Source organism: Dyella sp. 01N36 (assembly GCF_056399745.1).
Window position 1 is genome coordinate 1 of the sequence record NZ_JBFTRY010000006.1, and the last position, 21,089, is coordinate 21,089.

At 64.2% G+C, this 21,089-nt stretch carries 16 protein-coding genes and 1 pseudogene; 7 read left to right on the forward strand and 10 right to left on the reverse strand.

Translation table 11 applies throughout. From position 1 onward, the window contains the following. Both AC1DMG_RS02585 and AC1DMG_RS02590 read left to right on the forward strand, forming a co-directional pair. Positions 1-547, forward strand: a pseudogene (locus AC1DMG_RS02585) (hypothetical protein); the annotation flags it as partial. A 104-nt stretch (positions 548-651) separates the two neighbouring features. Next, positions 652-3,117: a sensor domain-containing protein gene (locus tag AC1DMG_RS02590; protein ID WP_477180156.1), complete on the forward strand. Its 2,466-nt coding sequence runs from the start codon at positions 652-654 to the stop codon at positions 3,115-3,117. Positions 3,118-3,165: 48 nt separating this feature from the next. Here the strand turns inward: AC1DMG_RS02590 and AC1DMG_RS02595 are convergent, their stop codons facing one another. From AC1DMG_RS02595 to AC1DMG_RS02610, 4 genes are all read right to left on the reverse strand, one after another. Beyond that, a complete protein-coding gene (locus AC1DMG_RS02595) occupies positions 3,166-3,615 on the reverse strand; it encodes a GNAT family N-acetyltransferase (RefSeq protein ID WP_441601712.1) in 450 nt (149 codons plus the stop codon). Between the two features lie 10 nt (positions 3,616-3,625). Beyond that, positions 3,626-5,023: a nitrogen regulation protein NR(I) gene (gene ntrC, locus AC1DMG_RS02600; RefSeq protein ID WP_441601713.1), complete on the reverse strand. Its 1,398-nt coding sequence runs from the start codon at positions 5,021-5,023 to the stop codon at positions 3,626-3,628. Next, on the reverse strand, positions 5,016-6,029 hold the full coding sequence (locus AC1DMG_RS02605) for a two-component system sensor histidine kinase NtrB (protein ID WP_441601714.1): 1,014 nt from the start codon (positions 6,027-6,029) through the stop codon (positions 5,016-5,018). Before AC1DMG_RS02605 ends, ntrC begins: the two co-directional genes overlap by 8 nt. Before the next feature lie 142 nt (positions 6,030-6,171). Continuing rightward, the gene (locus tag AC1DMG_RS02610) at positions 6,172-6,846 is read right to left on the reverse strand and encodes a type 1 glutamine amidotransferase domain-containing protein (protein ID WP_441601745.1); all 675 of its coding nucleotides are present in this window, start codon (positions 6,844-6,846) and stop codon (positions 6,172-6,174) included. A gap of 278 nt (positions 6,847-7,124) precedes the next feature. Between AC1DMG_RS02610 and AC1DMG_RS02615 the strand changes: the two genes are divergently transcribed. Continuing rightward, positions 7,125-7,898, forward strand: a complete 774-nt coding sequence (locus tag AC1DMG_RS02615) for a class I SAM-dependent methyltransferase (RefSeq protein WP_477178520.1) — start codon at positions 7,125-7,127, stop codon at positions 7,896-7,898. A gap of 215 nt (positions 7,899-8,113) precedes the next feature. Here AC1DMG_RS02615 and AC1DMG_RS02620 read toward each other — a convergent pair whose 3' ends face one another. The 3 genes from AC1DMG_RS02620 to AC1DMG_RS02630 all read right to left on the reverse strand — a co-directional run bounded on the left by AC1DMG_RS02620 (position 8,114) and on the right by AC1DMG_RS02630 (position 10,644). Continuing rightward, positions 8,114-8,302, reverse strand: coding sequence for a hypothetical protein (locus AC1DMG_RS02620; RefSeq protein WP_441601747.1), 189 nt, complete (start codon positions 8,300-8,302; stop codon positions 8,114-8,116). A 105-nt stretch (positions 8,303-8,407) separates the two neighbouring features. Next, complete coding sequence (locus tag AC1DMG_RS02625; RefSeq protein ID WP_441601748.1) at positions 8,408-8,860, reverse strand: fasciclin domain-containing protein; 453 nt, start codon at positions 8,858-8,860, stop codon at positions 8,408-8,410. Positions 8,861-9,099: 239 nt separating this feature from the next. After that, positions 9,100-10,644 (reverse strand): glycoside hydrolase family 30 protein, encoded by a 1,545-nt coding sequence (locus AC1DMG_RS02630; RefSeq protein ID WP_441601749.1) that lies wholly within the window; start codon positions 10,642-10,644, stop codon positions 9,100-9,102. 481 nt (positions 10,645-11,125) lie between these two features. Between AC1DMG_RS02630 and AC1DMG_RS02635 the strand changes: the two genes are divergently transcribed. Next, on the forward strand, positions 11,126-11,638 hold the full coding sequence (locus AC1DMG_RS02635) for a PepSY domain-containing protein (RefSeq protein WP_441601750.1): 513 nt from the start codon (positions 11,126-11,128) through the stop codon (positions 11,636-11,638). Positions 11,639-11,706: 68 nt separating this feature from the next. On the opposite strand, the gene AC1DMG_RS02640 is transcribed toward AC1DMG_RS02635, so the two are convergent. Then, the gene (locus AC1DMG_RS02640) at positions 11,707-12,615 is read right to left on the reverse strand and encodes an alpha/beta hydrolase (RefSeq protein ID WP_441601751.1); all 909 of its coding nucleotides are present in this window, start codon (positions 12,613-12,615) and stop codon (positions 11,707-11,709) included. Between the two features lie 173 nt (positions 12,616-12,788). Beyond that, on the reverse strand, positions 12,789-14,015 hold the full coding sequence (locus AC1DMG_RS02645; RefSeq protein WP_441601752.1) for an MFS transporter: 1,227 nt from the start codon (positions 14,013-14,015) through the stop codon (positions 12,789-12,791). 203 nt (positions 14,016-14,218) lie between these two features. On the opposite strand from AC1DMG_RS02645, the gene AC1DMG_RS02650 reads away from it, so the two are divergent. Both AC1DMG_RS02650 and AC1DMG_RS02655 read left to right on the forward strand, forming a co-directional pair. Beyond that, positions 14,219-15,946, forward strand: a complete 1,728-nt coding sequence (locus tag AC1DMG_RS02650) for an aspartyl protease family protein (protein ID WP_441601753.1) — start codon at positions 14,219-14,221, stop codon at positions 15,944-15,946. 10 nt (positions 15,947-15,956) lie between these two features. Next, positions 15,957-17,366 carry an FUSC family protein gene (locus tag AC1DMG_RS02655; protein ID WP_477180157.1) on the forward strand — a complete coding sequence of 470 codons (1,410 nt, stop codon included), beginning with the start codon at positions 15,957-15,959 and terminating at the stop codon, positions 17,364-17,366. Here the strand turns inward: AC1DMG_RS02655 and AC1DMG_RS02660 are convergent, their stop codons facing one another. Beyond that, positions 17,367-19,172, reverse strand: coding sequence for a family 43 glycosylhydrolase (locus AC1DMG_RS02660; RefSeq protein WP_441601755.1), 1,806 nt, complete (start codon positions 19,170-19,172; stop codon positions 17,367-17,369). Between the two features lie 226 nt (positions 19,173-19,398). Between AC1DMG_RS02660 and AC1DMG_RS02665 the strand changes: the two genes are divergently transcribed. Next, positions 19,399-20,958 carry a GH39 family glycosyl hydrolase gene (locus AC1DMG_RS02665; protein WP_441601756.1) on the forward strand — a complete coding sequence of 520 codons (1,560 nt, stop codon included), beginning with the start codon at positions 19,399-19,401 and terminating at the stop codon, positions 20,956-20,958. Positions 20,959-21,089 lie beyond the last annotated feature (131 nt).

Below are 21,089 nucleotides of genomic sequence, written 5' to 3' on the forward strand. Positions count from 1 at the left end.
ATGGAGCCTGCTCGAGGCCGCCCTGCTCACGCCCTATCGCGATGAGAGCACGCTCAGCGCGCGTGGCCTGGCACTGCGCTATCACCAGGGCAAGGTCGAAGTGCAATCGCCTGCCGACTGGTTGCGCAGTCAACCGAACGATCTCCATCAGCGCGCCCACGATGTCGCCGGTGCGGTATTCGAACTGCGCCAATACGCCGCACTGCTCGATGCGCATCACGTGCCGCTGGTGTTTGCTGATGGCGAGCCCGGCTCGGGCTACTTGCTCGAAACCTTCGGCAACGCTGATGCCGGTTACGACGCGCCGGCGCTGTATGCGCACGAAGCACCTGGCCTGGGCGTGGTGGCGGTGACGCTTGCGCAGCGTGGCGACGGCGGCCGTGCCCGCGTGCTCGCGCATGGCTATCCGCTGCATCCCAAGGCCCTGGGTCCGCTGGTGACCGAGCTGGCGCAACGCCATGGTGTGCCTGCCGATTTACATGCGCTGGGCTGCATCCTGCTCGATGCCGATGGCCAGCTTGGTGCGCCCGCCCAGGCCTTGCACTGAATGCTTGCTCGTTGGAGTTGAGCAAGGACCCTGCACAGCCGGCTTCAGTTGGCGCATGATGCGCTGACAAGGCGCGGGGGGTGCGCCAGCGGGCCGAACCGAAGATGCGCGAAACCGATCACGAGTTCGTCCCAGCAGGAGGCGAGGCGCATTGGCCCGCCCACGTGCTGGACGGCGCGCCCGCCTTGATCACCTATGTGGATCGCGACCGGCGTTTTCGCTTCGTCAACGCCACCCATCGCACCTGGCTGGGCATCGACCCCGCACGCATGATGGGTCGCACGGTCGACGAAGTCATCGGCATGTGGAATCTGGAACGCGCCGGCGCCTGCCTTGAGCAAGCCCTGGCCGGCGAGCCCGCCGTCTACGAAGGCGAACTGTTTGCCGGCGCCGCGCGCTGCTATGTGCACGGCAATTTCCAGCCGGACGTGGATGACGACGGCCAGGTGCGCGGCGTGTTCACCGTGTTTACCGACATCACCGCGCGCCATGCGCTGGAATTGCAGCTGCGCGAAAGCGAGCAGCGTTTCTTCGGCGCGTTCCAGCATGCGCCGATCGGCATGGCGCTGGTCACCACCGAAGGCCAGATGCTCCGCGTCAACGCAGCACTGTGCGACATGCTGGGCTATAGCGAACAGGAACTGCTGACGCGCGCCCTGCCCGATCTCACCCACGTCGACGACCTGCCCGCCTCGCGCGAGCTGTCGCGCTCACTACGGGAGGGCCGGCGCGAGACGTATCAATTGGAGAAGCGCTACATCCACCGCGATGGTCATGTGGTGTACGTGCTGCTCAGCGTTTCGCTGGTGCGTGCAATCAATGGCGAGCCGTATCACGCCGTCGCGCAAATCCTCGACATCAGCCAGCGCAAGTCTTATGAGGAAGCCCTGTTCCGCGAACGCGAGCTGGCCGAAGTGACCTTGCGCTCGATCGGGGACGCGGTGATCACCACGGATCTGCGGCATTGCGTGACCTCGCTCAACCCGATCGCCGAGGCGATGACCGGATGGAGCCAGGCCGAAGCGGTCGGCAAGCCGATGAGCGAGGTGTTCCGCCTGATCGACAGCCGCACGCGCGAACCGTTGCACAGCCCGCTGCTCGATGCCATCACGCGCGATGCCATCGTGGAACTGAAAGGCAATGCGGTGCTGCTGCATCGCAACGGTTTCGAAACGCCGATCGAAGATTCCGCCGCATCGATCCACGACCATGCCGGCAGCGTCATCGGCGGCGTGCTGGTGTTCCACGACGTGAGCGAGACGCGCGCGCTGGCGCTGAAGATGGCGCACCTGGCGCAGCACGACACGCTCACCGGCCTGCCCAACCGCAGCCTGCTGCAGTCGCGCCTGGAGCAGGTGCTGGCCGCCGCGGTGCGCCGTCACGACGAAGCCGCGCTGCTGCACATCGACATCGATCACTTCAAGCTGATCAACGACGCGTTGGGCCACAGCGCCGGCGACGATCTGCTGCGTGAGTTTGCGGCACACCTTCGCCATCACCTGCGCAACGAAGACACCGTCAGCCGCATCGGCGGCGACGAATTCGTGGTGCTGCTTTCGCACGTTGACGGGCGTTCGGGTGCCAGCCAGCTGTGCGAGAAACTGATGCGGCTGTGGCAGGCCTCGCCGGYCAGCAAGATGGGCGAGTTCAACATCACCTATAGCGTGGGCATCAGCGTTTATCCCGACGATGCCCTCGATGCCGAAGCGATGCTGCGCAACGCCGACATCGCCATGTACGAAGTGAAGATGAAGGGTCGCAACGACTACCGCTTCTTCACCTCGCAGATGAGCGAACTGCCGGCGGCGCGCCTGCGCATCGAGCAGGATCTGCGCAAGGCGCTCAAACGTGGCGACCTGCATCTGCACTACCAGCCCAAGGTCGATGCGCGCACCGGCGTCATCGTCGGCGCCGAAGCGCTTTTGCGCTGGCAGGTGGAAGGCCGCGACGTCTACATGCCGGACCAGTTCATTCCGGTGGCCGAAGAAAGCGGCCTGATCGTACCCATCGGCGAGTGGGTCATCCGCCAGGCTTGTCGACAGGCCGGTGCGTGGTATCGCGCCGGCAGGCCCATCGTGGTGGCGGTGAACGTGGCTGCGCCGCAGTTCCAGCACCCGGGTTTCCATGCCACGCTCAAGAGTGCGCTGGAAGAAGCGCAGCTGCCGCCATCGCTGATCGAGCTGGAACTCACCGAGCGCATGGTGATGTCCGCGGGCGACCAGAGCCGGGCGCTGATGCAAGGCATCAAGGACCTGGGCGTCAGCCTCGCGCTGGACGATTTCGGCACCGGCTATTGCAGCCTGTCCTACCTGAAGTATTTCCCGATCGACGCGCTGAAGATCGACCGCACCTTCGTGCGCGATATCGCCACCGATGCGGACAACGCTGCCATCACCGACGCCATCATCACCATGGCTCGCGGCCTGGACATGAGCGTGGTGGCCGAAGGCGTGGAGACTGCGGCGCAAGCGGAACACCTTCGCCGCGCCGGCTGCTCACTGCTGCAGGGCTTCCTGTTCGGCACCGCGATACCGCCCGAACAGTTCAGTCAGCAGCTGCTGCCCGCCTGAGCCATACCGCGCCCCTTGTAGGAGCGCACCCTGTGCGCGACCAACGCCTCAGAATTCCGCTTCGTACATGAAGTAATGACACCGCTCCATGCCGAGCCCAGCATACGTGCGCTGCGCCCGCTCATTCTCCGTCTCCACATACAAACGCAAGCCAACGGCTCCAGCCTGACCCGCGCGCTGCTTCGCATCGTCGTACAGGCTGCGAAACACGCCTTCCCGACGCGCCGACTCCACCACGTAGACGCTCTGGATCCACCAGAAGTCTCCCGCACGCCAGTCGCTCCATTCGTAGGTCACCAGCAGGCATCCCACCGGCTCGCCCGCACGTTCGGCCACCAGATAGAAGCCGCGTCGCGGTTCGTCGAACACCGCCGTCACGCCACGCTCGATCACCTCGGGCGCCAGTGACTTCTGCTCGGTTTCCCACGCCATGGCGGTGTTCCATTGCGCAATATGCGCAATATCGTCGCGGTGGGCGATGCGTATCTCGATGCTCATGCGGGATCTCTCAAGGCTTGGCAGGCCCGCGCGTTCGTGACGCGCCGAGCTTGCGGGTCAAGGTGTTGCGGCCAACGCCCAGCGCGGCGGCCGCATGCTGGCGATGGCCTTCGTGCGCTTCGAGCGCGACTTGCAGCAGGGTCTGGTCGAGCGCTGCCCGGGCACGTGTGTGGATGTCGAGCTCGCCATCGGCCAGGGCCTGCGTCACCCATTCGCGCAAGGCGTCGGTCCAGCCGCCAGCCGGACTGTTCGCGGCACCCGCGCCCAGGTCCGCGGGAAGAATCTCGTTGCCCGGCGCAATCACCGCCAGTCGACGGCACAGGTTTTCCAGCTCGCGCACATTGCCCGAGAAGTCGCGCTGCCCCACGACCTTGAGTGCCGCCTTGGAAAACCGCTTGGGCGCGAGATGCAGTTCCTGCGCGGCACTGGCAAGGAAGTGCCGTGCCAGCAGCGGGATATCCGAGCGTCGCTGGCGCAGCGGCGGCAGTTCGATGCGCACCACATCGAGGCGATGCTTGAGATCGGCACGGAACTGGCCGGCGGCGACGCGCGCATCCAGGTCCTGGTGGGTGGCGGCGATGATGCGCACATTGCCGCGGATCAGTTCACGACCGCCCACGCGATAGAACTCGCCGCCCGCCAGCACGCGCAGCAGGCGCGTCTGCAAGGCCAGCGGCATATCGCCGATCTCATCGAGAAACAGCGTGCCGCCTTCGGCCTGTTCGAAGCGTCCGGCATGGCGGCGCGTGGCCCCGGTGAAGGCACCCGCCTCGTGGCCGAACAATTCGCTTTCCAGCAGTTCGCTGGGAATCGCCGCCGTGTTGAGCGCCACGAAGGGTTTGCCGCGGCGCGCGCTTTCGTCATGCAGGGCACGCGCCACCAGCTCCTTGCCGGTACCGGTTTCGCCGGTGATCAGCACGTTGAGATCGCTTGCCGCCACGCGACCGATCAGGCGAAACACTTCGCGCATGGCCGGGCTATCGCCCAGCAAGGCGTGGGTTGGCGCAGGGGCCGCTTCAGGCGTCGTCGTCGCAGTCGGCAGATCGGCCAGCGCGCGCTGCACGGCGGCCACCGCCTGATCGAGATCGAACGGCTTGGCGAGATAGTCCACCGCGCCGGCGCGATAAGCCGCCGCCGTGGTCGCCACATCGGTAAAAGCGCTCATCACGATCACCGGGCCCAGGCCTTGTGCCTTCAGCGCGGCGATGAGGGCAAGTCCACCCTCGCCCGGCATGCGTACGTCAGTGAGCAACAAGGCGGGCGACGAGGAGCGCAGTGCGTCGCGTACCGCCTCGGCGTCGCCGAACTCGCGCACGTCGAGGCCGGCGTCGCGCAGCGCTTCGGCGAGCACGAAGCGCACGCCGCGATCATCGTCGGCAATCCAGATCTCGTGGGCTGATTCAGTCATGCGCGTGCCCCATGGGCAGATAAAGGGAGAACGTGGTTTCGCCTGCGCGATCCACATGGCGCAGCTCGCCACCGTGCTCGCGCGCAATCTCCCGCGCCAGCGCCAGTCCCAGTCCACTGCCATCGGCGCGACCGGATACCAGCGGTTCGAACAAGGTATCGCGCAGATGTTCGGGTACGCCCGGGCCGTCATCGACCACGTCCACGCGCAGCGCCATGCGCGCCATGCGTTCGCCCAGCCGTACCGATGGTTCGGCACGGGTGCGGAACACCAGGGTTTTCGCGCCTGCTTCGACGGCGTTGCGCGCCAGGTTGAGCAGCAGCTGCAGCAGACGGTCGGCGTCGCCGTAGATGTCAGGCAGGCTCGGGTCGTAGTCGTGGCGTACGGTCGGTGGCGCGGGTTCGGCCATCAGCAGGTCGCCGAGTCGCTCCAGTTGCACGTGGATGTTGACGTCACCCAATTGCGCTGCGGCGCCGTCATGGTGCAACAGGCGATTGGCCAGGGCGGCCAGCCGATCGGCTTCGGCAATCACCAGGCCGGCAAGGCTGCGCAGCTGGTCGTCCTCGACGCGCCGCTGCAGCAACTGCGCCGCACCGCGCAAACCGGCCAGGGGATTCTTCACCTCATGGGCGAACCCGCGCAACGTAGCCGAAAGCGGCGTGCCCGAGGGAGCCGGCGGCGCCAGCGCATGCACTTCGAGCAACAGCTCGCCACTGGCAAGCCGCTGCATCGACACATCGACCCGCGCCATCTCGCCGCGCGCCGACGGTATGTCGATGCCACGCAATTGGTGCGGCGATGGCTCCTGCAGGGCGCGCTCGGCCAGCGCCATCCACTCCGGTCGATGCAACAACACCACCAGCGACTGCCCCACGGCACTGCGCGGACCGATATCGAGCAATTCCGCCAAGGCCGGATTCACCCACAACAGGCGCAGCCGCTCGTCCGCCAGCGCCATCCCGGTCGCCAACGGCTCCGCCCACCCTCGCGCTGCTGTATCGTTCATTGCACCATCATGGACAATGCGCCGGCTTGGTGCAACGCCGCATGGGGCGGGGGCCGATCTATGGGGTTGTCGAAGCCGGTCGCCCAGGCGCGCTTCTGTCAGCGCCCGATGCTCGTCGCGGTCGGCTCCACTCCTCGCCAACCTATTTGAACAGGGCCATGAGTGCCTTCGCGCCGGCCGTCGAAGAGGCAGGGTTCTGACCGGTGACGAGGCGACCGTCGGTGACGGCGAACACTTCCCAGTTGGCCTTCTTCTCGAAAGTGGCGCCGAGCTTCAACAGCTCGTCTTCGACCAGGAAGGGAACGACGTGGGTGAGCTGGACTTCTTCTTCTTCGCCGTTGGTGAAGCCAGTGACGTGCTTGCCCTTCACCAGTGGCTCGCCCTTGTGTTTGACGTGCCTCAACACGCCGGGAGCGTGGCATACAAAGGCAATGGGTTTGCCGCTGTCGTAAAACGATTCGATCAACTTGATCGAGACCGGATCTTCGGCGAGATCCCACATGGGACCGTGGCCACCCGGATAGAACACGGTGTCGAAGTCCTTCGAAGACACGGAGTCGAGGCGTGCGGTGTTGGACAAGACCTTCTGTGCCACCTTGTCTTCCTTGAAACGGGTCTGCGCAGGAGTCTGATTGCTCGGGTCATCGCTCTTGGGATCGATGGGTGGCTGCCCGCCCTTGGGTGATACGACCGTCACCGATACGCCGGCATCGGTAAAAACGTAATACGGCGCCGCAAATTCTTCGAGCCAGAAGCCGGTCTTCCTTCCCGTGTTTCCGAGTATGTCGTGTGAGGTGAGTACCATCAGTATCTTCATGCCGTAACCCCTCGTTAGATGCGACCAGGACCTGTCATCTCGCCCGATGGAATGCCTCCCGCTTCAGGCGACCACGCTCGATGGATCGATGGTTCGGTTCTCTGTCCGCGAAGATTGCCCCGGCTTTGCAAAGGGGTCTATCAAGCTTTGGTATCAGTTTTCCGCCACCGGACTTCTCAACCCTTGCATCGCAAGATCTGACATGCGTGCCACGTGCGCACGCCCAAGCGTCCTGATGGATGGATCGACGTGATGGCAAGAACGTCGCCAGCAGGTGCATGAGACTCAGCGCTGAAAACACGATGCTGTCGCCGTGTACCCTATCGACGCTTTCGCACCTTTCCCCATCCCCGCCTGAAGCACTGTTACCTATGAGCAAACCTTCCGCCCCCCTCGATTCCGAGCACGGCGCAGCCGTCTACTCAGATCGCGTATTGAAGATTTATGACCGCTGGGTCCTGGGCTTCTCGAACAACTATGCGTGGAAGTGTCCAACGGACGCCGTGCTGTTGCCTTTTTTCCAGCAACACCTGAGCTCCAACCATCTCGATGTGGGCGTCGGTTCGGGCTACTACCTGGCGCATAGCGCGGACAAGCCCGGGCAGAAAGTCACCTTGCTGGATCTCAATGACAACAGCTTGAAGGCTGCAGCGTCGCGCATCGCGAACTTGCAGCCAACGCTGGTGCGCGATGACGTATTGCAGCCCAGCGGTGCGCTCGGCGACAGGACGTTCGATTCGATTTCCCTGTTCTATCTCCTGCATTGCCTGCCGGGCACGATGACCGACAAGGCGCGCAAGGTGTTTTCCACGCTTGGTACTCACCTGACCCCGGGCGGCGAGCTGTATGGCGCGACCATCCTCGGCGATGAGGCCAACCACAACTGGCTGGGGCGCCGCCTCATGGGGCTTTACAACCGCAAGGGCATCTTTGGAAACCGCCACGACACGCTGGCAAGTTTGCAGTCGGCACTCAGCGAATATTTCGCCAAGGTCACTGTATGGCAGGTTGGAAAGGTGGCGCTGTTCAGGGCTGAGATGCCGCTGACTTAAAAGGGGAGCACGCCAATCCGTGCTCCGGCAGGGCCCCATGGGCTAGCGCGAGACCGCTTCCACGGCGGCGCGTACCCAACGGCGGCGCAAGTCGGTGACTCGCGACAACCAGCTCTTGCGCATCACATGCAGCTCTTCGATCGATGGCGCGTGTCGATACGCGCCTCGTCGAAAAGGTCGGAAGAAATATCCGAATCGCGTGACGGCGCCGAGGATCATCGTCCGGCGCCGCGTTTGAGCCGGCGCGCCGCTTCCATCGCTGCGGCAAGCTGCTGCCGCTGCGACAGCACCGGTGAGAGCTGCCTGTAGGGTTCACCAAACACGTGATCGAACAGATCACCGACGGACTGGATGAGCTTAGCTAGCCGAGTGGGTCGGGAGGTAAAGCGAAAATGGCCAGCCATGATAGTCACCTTGAGTTTTGACGCTGCGCCCCGGTGGACGCGAATCCCTGTCGATGGGTCGACAGGTGTTGTGGCGGGGCGCTGCCCCACCACAACCCGTACTGGTTAGTGCTTGGTGGGCACGTTCACGGTATCAATCGCGTGGATGATGCCATTGCTCGAGGTGATGTCTGCCTTGGTGATGGTGGCTGCGCCAATGCGGAGCTTGTCGCCATCCTTGGTGACCGTCGCGGTCTGACCCTGCATCATCTTCGGTGTGGTGAGCTTCTCGACGTCCGCGGCCGAAGCGCGGCCCGGCAGCACGTGATACTTCAGCACCGAGATCAATTCGGCCTTGTTTTCCGGCTTGAGCCAATTGGACAGCACATCCTTGGGCAGCTTCTCGAATGCCTCATCCGTCGGCGCAAAGACCGTGTACGGGCCGGTGCCCTTCAACACGTTGGTGAGTTCTGCCGCTTCAAGCGCCTTGCCAAGGGTATGGAAGCTGCCGTTGGCAGCCGCTGTTTCGACGAGGTTCTTGCTGCTAACGCGAGACACGTTGGAATCGTTGGTGGACATGAGTATTTGCCTTTAGTGAAGATCCGAAATGCGGATCCAGAGCGGACGTAGCCGCAACTCCGATACAGATCGGAGAAATACTCAGATGGCGTTAGGGAGAGGACCGCGAGGCTGAGACGCCTGCCAAGGAGGAGACTTTCTATCCTGGCGCCCATGCAGCATGCACGTGTGGTTGTTACGTAAGGGTGATGTGGCAACTGTTCGTCGTCATGCCACGTGGGCGGTTCACTTGACGTTGGTCAACGGGATCGTTGCAGCCACTCGAGCGCACGTCGCAGCCATGCGTTCGCCTGGTTCGGATTCCACACCAGGGTCGCCACGCTTTGCGGCGGCATGGTGTAGTCGAAACGGGTCTGGCCTTCCGCCACGGAGACGTTGCGTGGGTCCACGCTGCTGTTCACCATCACCAGTACGATCGAGCCATCGCTGGGATTGAGGAAGGCCACGTTGTCCAGACCCTTCTCGGTAGCGGTGGAGTTGATCCGCAGCGCACCGGGCAGCACGAATCGACTGAAGTGCGCCAACGCGTAGTATTCATCGTTGCGGCTCACCTCACCCGTGGCCGAGTCGATCGTCACCACGCCCTTGCAGGCGTCGCAGCCGCCAAAGTGCGGGCCATGTTTCTCATCGAGAACCAGGTTCCAATAGATGACGCCGCGCGCCCACTGCCGGATGCCTGCAATCAACAGGTCGCGCGAGAACCACAGCAATTCGCCCTTGACGCTGGAGGCCCAGTCGCCACCGGAACACTCGGTGATATAGGCGTCCTTGTCGGGGAAGGCACGATGCACGCGGCCCTGCGCATAAGGGCTGCCTTCGTAGCAATGCCAGGCAACGCCGTCGATGTAGCGTGCCGCCTCGGCGTCGCCCAGGACGGCCAGGGGCTGCTCGGGCGCATTCCAGTTGTGGTCCCATTCCAGGATGCGCGTGTTGGATTTGCGGCTTGCCAGCTTGGGACCCAGGTACTGCGCGACGATGCGTGCCCGCGTGGCCGCCGGCATCTGCATGCCCGGATAAGTGATCGGTATGAAGCCGGGCTCGTTCTGCACGGTCAGGGCGAAAATGGGGATGCCGTAACCGCTATAGGTATCGAGGTACTTGAGCAGATAGTCCGCGTATGTCTCCTCGTACTGCTCCAGCAACTCGCCACCAATCAGGTTCTCGCTGGTCTTCATCCAGGCCGGTGCGCTCCATGGCGTGGCCACGATCTGCAAGTCCGGATGGATGGAAAGCACTTCGAGCACGCTCGGAATCACGTCGCGCAAATTGCTCGTGATATTGAAATGCTCCAATGTCGGATCGGTCTGCCCGAACGGCACATCGTCCAGCGTGTAAGGCTTGAGCGAGAAATCCGACGCGCCGATGGTCAGGCGCATCATGTTGAAGTTGAGGTTGGGCGGCGGACCGTACAGCTCGTGCAACAGCGCACTGCGCTGCGTATCGCTGAGATCGTTCTGCAGCAGCCACGCCGACGAGTCGGTCATCGCGGCGCCGAAGCCGACCATGCTTTGGTAGGTGGTCTGCACGTCGATCACCACATCGGCAGGCGCCGAGCCGCGGGCGCGCATCGCAAGGTCGGGTTGTCGGGCCAGCTTCAGGCGACGGTCGGCCGTGCTCAACCATAGCTCGACCGCGGGCAGCAGCGACGGCGTCGCAGGTGCAATGTGGGCGCCGACCACCGGACGCTCCAAGCGCGGCGCATAAAGGGCGGTCAGGGTCAGCAGGGCAATCAAGCCGACCGGGACAAGCGTGGCCCACCTGGATTCGGATCGATGCTCATCCATGGCGCACACAAAACCCTACGCTCGCGCTGCAGTTCAGTTGGATCACGAAACTCCCGGGTCTGCGCATCAACACAAGATCCTGGCCGATCACGGCGACAGGATCGGATTCATTGCGCCAAAACCCCGGCATGAACCCGATGCCATGCGCGCAGCATAGCGAACCTGCGCCGTCTTGACTGTGGCCGAGCGCATTGAATGGCCGCATCGGCCTGCGCGGATGGATCAGCTGGCAAAGCCAGCAAGCTCGTGCGAAGCATCTTCGCGGGATGCCCGTCGCGTCTTTTATCCATAGCCTCTCAACGCATCGCCACGCTCTGTTGGCACGCGTTCATCGCCGCGCTCCGCTACGACGCTCAGGGCCGTGCGCGGCCTTTTTTTTCTTGAATCGCGGGTAAGTGTCACGGACGGTTTCACGCAGCCTTTGACTGGGACATGCGCGCGCCGGCGGCACGATGCGCCGCCAACAGCAAAGGAGTTCATCATGATCAAGCGCATGCTTCCCTTAGTGATTGGACTGGCTGTTTCCAGTATGGCGTCCGCGCAGACCATGCCCGCCGCGGCGCAGTCCACTACCAGTGCCACCACCCAGACGACCCAGACCACCACCGTCACGACCTGGAGCAACCAGCCTCCGACCGGTGCGTTGACCGAAGAGGCGATCAAGTCCTCCATCGCCAACGCTGGCTACAAGGAGGTCAAGGGCCTGGAGTTCAAGGACGGCGTGTGGCGCAGCGAGGCCCGCGGCGGCGACAAGAAGTGGGTCAAGCTCTCCGTCGGTCCCGTCAATGGCAAGGTCTACCCGGCCGATGCGCCGTCCAAGCTCAACGAAAACGAAGTCAATGCACAGCTGGCGACGGCAGGCTTCCAGAACGTCAAGCACGTGAAGTTCGCCGAAGGGCTGTGGAGCGCCGACGCCAAGAGCAAGCGGGGCACCGACGTGAATCTCCTGGTCGATCCCACCGATGGCAGCGTGGTGGCCCGCTCGCGCGATTGATGCGTCGTCACCCGTGCGGTAAACAATGGAACCCGGCGCCGCCATCGCGACGCCGGGTTCTGACATGCTCAGTGGGGGATTACGCCGATCGTCCGCAACCAGACCTGCACGAGTTTCGGCCACTCGTTGATCGGGAACTCCGGATGCTGCATGCCGAACGCATGCCCACCGTGCGCATAGATATGCATTTCAACAGGCACGTCGGCGTCCTTGAGCGCGGCGAAGTAAACGAGCGATTGCTCCACGCCATCCACCTGATCGTCTTCCGCCTGCGCCAGGAAGGTCGGCGGCGTGTCGTGAGAGACCGGCACACGGGGATTCAAGGTGTTGTGCTCGGTGGCTAGATGGCCTGGGTAAATCGCCACCGCAAAATCGGGGCGGCTGCTTTCCTTGTCGGCATCATCAACCGGCTTATACAGCTGGCGCTTGAAGTTGGTGCTCGCCTCGGCGACCAGATACCCACCTGCAGAAAAACCGAGCACGCCGATCTTGTGCGGATCGATCTGCCATTGGGCGGCATGCGAGCGCACCAGCCTCAAGGTTCGCTGGGTGTCCTGCAGCGATGGCACGGACAATTGAAAGTTGTGCGGGCGGCTGTCGGTCTGCCAGACGTAGGGAATGCTGGGCACGCGATACTTCAGCAACACGCAGGTGATGCCTTGCGAGGTGAGCCAGTCGCAGACGTCGGTACCTTCGAGTTGGATGGCCAGAATCTGGAAGCCACCGCCCGGAATCACCACGACCGCTACGCCGGTGTTGACGCCTTTGGGGGCGTACACCGTCATTGTCGGACGGGTCACGTTGGTCACCGCACCTTTCGTTTCCTTCTCGGGCCCTGGCACCGGTTGCAGGTCAGGCGCAGCGCCCGGCCAGATCGGTATTTGCGTATGTCCCGCTGACGGCTGCCATACCGACGGTTCGGCATTGGCGCTTGCGCTCGCAGCCAGCAAACACGCGGCGATCATCCACCACTTCATTGCGCTCCTCCCTGTTGGCGCTCGGCCAGTGTTGTGCGGTCGAGAGAAATCCATGGGGATTTCCCACCTTCGCGATCCTGACTGACGCATCGGCCCGGCTGCTGCTGCGCTGATGGAATTTTTCGGGCAAGCAGTTGGCCAGCGCCTGCGCGCAACGCGGCGCATGTGCTCCGTCAGCAGGATTGGGCCGCAACGACCGCATCGCCACGACGATCCATCGCCACGGAAACGGACCACAGCAACAAGCCGCCCAGCGCCAGTCCGCTGCCGACCCAGCCAGGCGAGGTCCAGCCATAGCCGTGTGCGATGGCCAGCCCGCCCAGGAAGGGGCCGAGCGCATTGGCGGCATTGAAGGCGGAATGATTGAGCGATGCGGCGAGGCCTTGGGCGTCGCCGGCCACGTCCATCAACCGGGTCTGCAGCACCGTGCCAAGCGCACCGCCGATGCCGATCAGGAAAACCGTGGCACCGAGCGCCCACACATGGCCCGCGGCGAACGGGAAACAGGCGAGGATCAGCGCACTCCACAGCAGCAGGCCGCCGGCGGTGCGCATCAACGCGCGATCGGCAAAGGCCGGCACGATCATATTGCCCAGCGTCATGCCGATGCCGAATACGCCCATCACCCAGGGCACGCTTTCGAGCGGCATATGGGTCACGTGCAGCAGGATGTCGGCCAGATAGGTGTACACGGCAAACATGCCGCCAAAACCGATCGCACCGATGCCCAGCGTCAGCCACACCTGCGAGCGCCTGAGCGCGCCCAGTTCACGCAACGGGCTGGCGTTGGCGTCGGCCGGCGTGTTCGGTGCGAAGGCCAACACGGCGCTCATGGTCGCCACGCCCAACAGGGCTACCAGCGCAAAACTCCAGCGCCATCCCACGGCCTCGCCAAGCCAGCTGGCCAGCGGCACGCCCACCACGGTGGCGCAGGTGAGGCCCAGAAACATCTGCCCCACGGCGCGCGTGCGTCGATTGGCAGGCACCAGCGAGCTGGCCACCAGCGCGCCCACGCCAAAGTAAGCGCCGTGCGGCAGGCCGCTGAGAAAACGGAACAGCAGCATCCAGTGATAACTGGGCGAGAGTCCGGTCAAACCGTTGAACACGGTGAACATTGCCATCAGCATCACCAGCAGACGGCGACGCGGCATGCGCGCACCCAGCACGGTGATCACCGGCGCACCGACCACCACGCCCAAGGCATAGGCGCTGATCGCGTGGCCCGCTGTCGGCGCATCGATGCCCAGCCCCTGCGCGAACAACGGCAGCATGCTCATCGTGGCGAATTCGGTGGTGCCGATGGCAAAGCCACCGACCGCAAGCGCAAGGATGACCAGTCCAACGTGGGGAACGCGAACAGGCGGCGCGCCCGGAGCCAGGGCGGGGGAAGAGGCGGACATGGGGACAACTCGGGCCGTGGGGCAGCGCAGTGGTGCGCTGCAGCACGAAAGAGTAGCGGCTATGCCTCCGGGTTGCCAGCCTGGAAGGTTGGGAGTTTCGACATGCCGCTGCTGAACGCCGCTGGTCGCCGTTCTATGCTTCGGCCACGGCCAAACGGGGGAGAGGCATGGGGATGCTGCGGTTGTGCTGCATGGGGATCGGCATGTTGCTCGCAGGCCAGGCCTGGGCTGACGACTGCCATTTGAGCGACTACGGCAGCCTGCCAGTAGCCATGGTCGGCAGTCGTGCCACCACCATGGTGAAGATCAATGGCACCGATACGCGCTTCATGCTCGACACCGGGGCATTCTTCAACTTCATGTCGACTGCCAACGCCGCATCGCTGGGGCTCAAGCTGGAACCCGCACCTTTTGGCTATCGCATGGGTGGCGTAGGAGGCCAGACGAGTATCCAGCAGGCCCACGTCAAGGAGTTCGGCATCCTTGGCACCACGCTCAAGAACGTGGACTTCATCGTGGGCGGGACCGACATAGGCGATGGATTGCTCGGCGCCAACCTGCTCGATTTCGCCGATCTGGAGATCGATCTCGCCCACGGCAAGGTGACGCTGTTCAAGGCGGAGCACTGCGAGAAGAGCTCGCTCGCGTACTGGGTGAAGGACGGCAACTACAACGTCGTGGATCTGGAGCCAGCTGACCGGGAGTACGACCGGCGCACTTTTGTCACGGTCATCATCAATGGCAGAAAGGTGCGGGCGGTGCTCGATTCAGGCGCCGCAGCCACCGTGCTGAGTCGCGATGCGGCCAAGCGCGCGGGCATCGATGTGAAAGCCCTGGGCCTCCAGGCCGGCACCAGCACCTTCGGCATCGGCGCCAAACCGGTCAGGACATGGACCGCGAACATCGATACGTTTTCGGTGGGGTCCGAAACGATCCAGCACAGCCAGATGATGGTGCTCGACGGGAATTTTGGCGACCAGACGGAGATGCTGCTGGGCGTGGATTTCCTGCTCGCCCATCACATGTTCATTGCCAACAGCAAGAAGAAGGCCTATTTCACCTATAACGGTGGGCGCGTCTTCAGCTTCGCAACCGCGGCGGACGACGAAACCAAACCCGCTGGCACGATGACCCAAGACAATGGCACGGCATCCCAGAGCGCCAGCGACCATGCCCTGCTGGGCCAGGCGCACCTGTCCCGCGGCGAAGCGAAGGCTGCCGTGGCCGAGCTGGATCAAGCAATCCGCATGGCGCCCGATCAATCGGCTTACTACACCGCCCGTGCGCGAGCCCATATGGCGGACAAGCAGCCTGGGGCAGCGCTCGCTGACCTGGACAAGGCGCTGAGCCTGGATCCAAAAAATCTCGATGCCTTGCAGATGCGCGCCGAACATCGCTACGCCAACAACGACCTGGCTGGAGCTGCCACTGATGCAGCGGCGGCTGGCGCGCTGGCGCCGGCTGGATCTGCCCGGGCACGTTCCATTGCCGCCTTGTACATCAGGCTCGACCAGCCCGCCGCGGCCTTGCCCTTGCTCGACGATTGGATCCGTCTGCATGACAACGACGCCATGCTGGGCTCCGTACTCAACGAGCGCTGTTGGGCGCGCGCGCTCAGCAATCAGGTGCTGGACGATGCCTTGAAGGATTGCCGCAAAGCCATCAAGCGCGACGGCGCCGATCCGGCTTATCTCGACAGTCTGGGCCTGGTCCAACTGCGCCTGGGACATTATCCCGAGTCCATCAAGGCTTATGAGCAAGCCGTTGCATTGGGCCCGGGTTCCGCGTGGTCGCGCTACGGACTTGGCCTGGCGAAAGTCCGCAGTGGTCAACCGGATGCAGGCAACGCCGACCTGGTTGCCGCGCGCGCGCTTGATCCGCAAATCGAACGACATGCCAGCAAGTTCGGTTTGACCGTACCGCAACCGTAGGAACGCGCACGTGACCAACGCCCTTCCCACCTGGATCCGCATCGCCCGCACGCGTGCGTCGGTGTTGATCCAACCGCTGGTGGAAGCGGTGGTGACCATGTTTGCCGTATTGGCCACGTTACTGTGCACACTGGGTATCGCACCCGGCAGCGGGCCGGCCGTGCTCGCGGTGGTGTTGAGCCTGTCGTTGTCGCGCAGTCATCTGGATCGCGACCTGCGCGGTCGGCTGGAAGCAGCAGTGGTCCTGCCGCTGGTGGGCCTGGTGGCGATCGGCGTGGGCATGCTGCTGCGGCAGACGCCATGGGTGGGTGCGCTGACCTTTGTCGCCGGCATGTTCCTGTCGATCTGGTTGCGCAACTTCGGCCCGATGGCACGCCGCGCGGGGCACTTGATCGCCCTGCCGTTTGTCACCTTGCTGACCGTGCCCCATGTGCACGCTGCCCATAGCGGCGCGCTCCCTGTCCTGCTGGTGCCGATCGTGGTGGCCTTGTTGGCGCTCTTCTGGGTCACGCTGTTCCATCTGCTGGGGCGTCGGTTGGGCCTGCTGCCGCCGATCACGGCACCGTCGCATGCGCACGCGACGCCGACGCAGGAACGCGGGCTGCGTCCCACCGCCAGCACGCGTATGGCCATCCAGATGGCAGTGGCCCTGACGCTTTCGTTTGTGGTCGGCTACCTGTGCTTTGCCGAACGCTGGGCTTGGATCGTACTCACGGCGTTCATCGTTCATAGCGGCAATCGCGGGCGGCTGGATGTGGCTTACAAGAGCGGCCTGCGCGTCCTGGGCGCGGCCGCAGGCACCGTGCTCGCGATGTCGCTGAGCTTTCATGCACAGGCGAACCCGGGCACCACCGGCGTGTGGATCCTGGCGGCGTTGTTCTTCGGTGTATGGCTGCGTCCGCTCGGTTATGCGTGGTGGGCGTTGTTCGTCACGCTGGCATTGGCGCTGCTGCRGGGCTTCGAGCCCCAGCCGCCGGGCATGCTGTTGTGGCAGCGACTTGAGGAGATCGTCATCGGCGCCGTGATCGGCCTGGCTTCGGCGTGGCTTGTGTTGCCGGTGCGTTCTACCGATGTATTGCGCCGCCGACTGGCGGACGCGCTTGCGGCGATGGCCGAGGCCACCGATCCGGCGACGCCCGAACGCAGCCCCGCACGCGTGGCCAAGGCGCTGGATGAACTGGCCGACATGGCCGCACCATTTCGCGCCGCGCGGCGATTCACCCAAGGCTTTCATGGCATCCAGCCTGCCGATTGGGTGGATACGCTGCTGGCCTGCCGCGCACCGGCCATCGAGGTGATTGCGCGAGGCGAAACCCCGGGCCGGCTGCGTCAGGCCATCGGCGCCGCACGCAAGTCGTTGCGCGAACCCGACACGCTGTTGCCGGCGCTGCAGCAGTTGCGCCAGACGCTGGCGGGCTGATCAATCGCCCGCAGGCAGGTTCTGTACGCGCGACAGCACGGATACACCGTGCTCATCGAACGCTTCCACCGCCACCACGTAGTTCACGCCCTTGTTCAACGAATGCAGCACAAGTCGGGTGGGCTGGTCGGCGAAGCGCTGATAGGTCGAATGCAGGCGATCGGCCGCCAGCCCCCAGCGGACGTTGTAGCCCACGGCGCCAGGCACGGGCGCCCAGACGATCTGGGCATCGCGCGTGTCGCTCGAGCGCCTGGCCGATAGCAGCGTGGGTGCCGCGGGCAGCGCGCCAGTGGCGTTGCCGAATACGCGTAGATCGGCAATGGCCAGCGTGTGTGCGCCGACATGTCGGTGGTTATAGCGAACATAGCGAACAAGAGCCGCCTGATCGAGTTCGATATACGCGTTGGCGCGATCGCGCGTTTCATGGGAGAGATCGGCCAGCGTGCTCCAATGCGTGCCGTCGCGCGATCCCTCCAGCACGAACTGCGTGACGATGTCGGGCGCATCGCCGTAGCGACCTGATTGGTAGTCGGCAAAATTCACCTGCACGGCGCGTACCGTGCGCTCGCCACCCAGATCCACCGTCAGCGTCTGGCCCGCCGTGTTGCTCGCGGCAAGCCAGAACGTGCGTGGATTCTCATCCGTCGCTGCCGAGGCAGGATGCCCGGGCTGGGACGACGATGCAGTGGCCTTCTTGCGATAGGACAGCAGCATCCATCCGGTGAAGGTGTCTTCGCCGTCCTGCAGGGCATGGTCAGGCATGCGATGCGGAAAATCACCGAAGCGCGTATCGATCCACATTTGGCCGTCTGTATGAAAACCGGCCGGGTACAGGCCGATGCGTCGCTCGAAGGTCCAGTTGGACCCTATCCACGACGTGCCGCTATTCCACACATTGCCGTGGGCATCCTCGAAGGTTGAGCCGTGGCCCACGCCGGTGACGAAACCGCCGGGCTTCTCGCCGACGGGGTTGTAAGGCGCATAACGGAACGGGCCGAGCGGCGCATCGCTCACCACCACGCCCGTGCCGTAGACATTGAACTCGGTACCCGGCGCTGCGTATTGCAGGTAGTAGCGGTCACCGTGTCGATTCATCCAGGCGCCCTCGAGAAACGGCTTGGTCGTTTCGTCGGTGTGGTCCTGGCCGAACCGTTCCCAGCCGTGCTGGGCCGGGTCCAGTTGAAGCAGCGGCTGCGGTCGGGTGACGAAGGCAAGCCGCTTGCCCTCGCCCTGGTCGATGTCGGCAAATCGGAGGTCGAGCCGGGCGCCGTAGAGCGGGTGGACGTTGGACGAATCCCAGTACAGATAGACCTTGCCGTCGCGGTCCTGGAACAGCGCCGGATCCCAGGGACCAGGCGGCAGCTCGTCCGGTTTCATGGTCGCTTCGCCCACGCTGGAGACTGCGCCTGGCACAGGCGGCAGCAGCCGGGTCCAGAAGGTCCAATGGCCATGCGCGGGGTCGGTGGATACGAGCAGCGGTCGCGGTTCAGTGGCGGACTGCATGAGGAACAGGCGGCCATCGGCGACCAGGGTCGCCGGCGCCACCTCGCTGTCGAACGGCCAGTGATCGGGCTTCACGAAATCCCAGTGCAGCAGATCGGTGGAGTGCCAGTAGCCGTCGGCGAGCGTCATGAACAGGTAGTAGGCGTCGCCGTAGCGCACCATCGCCGGGTCGGCGCCGGTGCGATAGGAAATACCCTCGTTCATCTGCTCGAAGTTGTAGCGGTAGTCGATGTCGATGGGGTTGGCCCAGGTCTGCGGGGCCGCCGGTGCAGCGGAAGCGGCGGTGGCGACCAGCCATGCCATGCAGCAAAGCATGACTCGCCGCAGAGGGGCAAAAGCCTTTGATATAGGGTCTGACATCGGATGCATGCTCATGCTGCAGCGCAGCGGCGCCGGATTCTGTGAACTTCCCTTATTGATCAGGTGACCCGGTCTGTAAGAGACTCCGTCACCATCGCCGTAAACGTTTACATCGTAGCCGCCCGATCACGGCCGGCCAACCCACTCCCCGTTGATCGAAGGACTCGTCATGACTACCCCGTCGCCGCTCCGCCGCCTTGCCCTGCGCACTTGCGCCGCGGCCTGCCTCGCCCTGCTTGGCTCAGTGCATGCGGCGCCCGCCGGTAGCGACGCCGTGCAACTGCAGGTCGACGCGACGGCCAAGGGCACGCCGCTGCCCCACTTCTGGGAAAACATGTTCGGCTCCGGCCGCGCCGTGCTCGCGCTGCGCGATGACTACCGCAAGGATCTGGAAGCGGTGAAGGGCGCCACCGGCTTCAGCTATATCCGCTTCCACGGCATCTTCGACCGCGACATGGGCGTGGCCTATCGCGATCCGCAGGGCAAGCTGCAATTCAATTTCAGCTACGTGGACCAGGTCTATGACGGCCTGCTCGCGCGCGGCGTGAAGCCGTTCGTGGAGCTGGGCTTCATGCCGCCGGAAATGAGCACCGATCCGGCCAGCCATCACGACTTCTGGTATCACCCCAACGTGATGCCGCCGAAGGATCCGGCCGAGTGGGACGCGCTGGTGCGCGCCTTCCTGCAGCACGAGATCGCGCGCTACGGCATCGAGGAAGTCTCCAGCTGGTACTTCGAGGTGTGGAACGAGCCGAACCTCGCGTTCTGGGGCGGCAAGCCCGAACAATCCACCTATTACGACCTGTATGACCGTTCGGCCCGCGTGGTGAAGTCGGTCGACAAGCGCTTGCGTGTGGGCGGCCCTGCCACCGCACAGGCCGCATGGCTGCCGGACTTCCTCAAGCATGTGAAGCAGAGCGGCGCGCCGATCGATTTCGTCAGCACACATGTGTACGGCGATGACACCGCCGACAACGTGTTCAAGACCAAGGAAAACATTCCGCGTCGCGACATGGTGTGCCGTGCGGTGGACAAGTCGCACCAGGAAATCGTCGCCTCGCCGTTCCCGAAGCTGCCGCTGATCTACAGCGAATACAACGCCTCGTACGCCAACCTGCCCAACGTCACCGACACGGTCTACATGGGCCCGTGGATGGCCAACACCATTCGCGAATGCGCGGGCAAGGTGGAGCTGATGAGCTACTGGTCGTTCTCGGACGTGTTTGACGAACAGGGCGTGGTGAAGACCCCGTTCTACGGCGGCTTCGGCCTGATCGCCGCCGACCGCATCGAGAAGCCGGCGTTCAACGCGTTCGCCATGCTGCACAAGCTGGGCGATACCCAGCTGCCGCTGAAGACCGACAGCGCGCTGGCCACGCGCCGCGCCGACGGCACCGTGGTGCTGGCGCTGTGGAACTACACCAAGCCGCTGGGCGACACCGCCGACTACACGCCGGGCGTGCCGACTGGTGCAGCCAAGCACTTTGATGTGGACCTGAAGCATCTGGGCAGCGCCAGGCAGGCCACGGTGTGGCGCCTGGACCAGGATCACGGAAACGCGGTGGCCGCGTTCGACAAAATGGGCCGCCCGGCAACCCCGAGCCGCGATGAGATCACTCAGCTACGTGAGGCGGGCAAACTCGCCGCTCCGGAACAGGCCACCCTGCAGAACGGCCGCCTGAGCATCGATATCCCGCCGCAGGGTCTGGTGGTGGTGGAACTGCACTGACCACCAACAAGCGTGTGACGCCGCCATCCCCTCGTGGTGGCGTCACACGCTGCTTTACCTCGCTGCAGCGGGCGCAGTGACCTCTGGCATTGGCGCCCCACTCTGTACGGATCAAAGCTCGCGCTGCTATC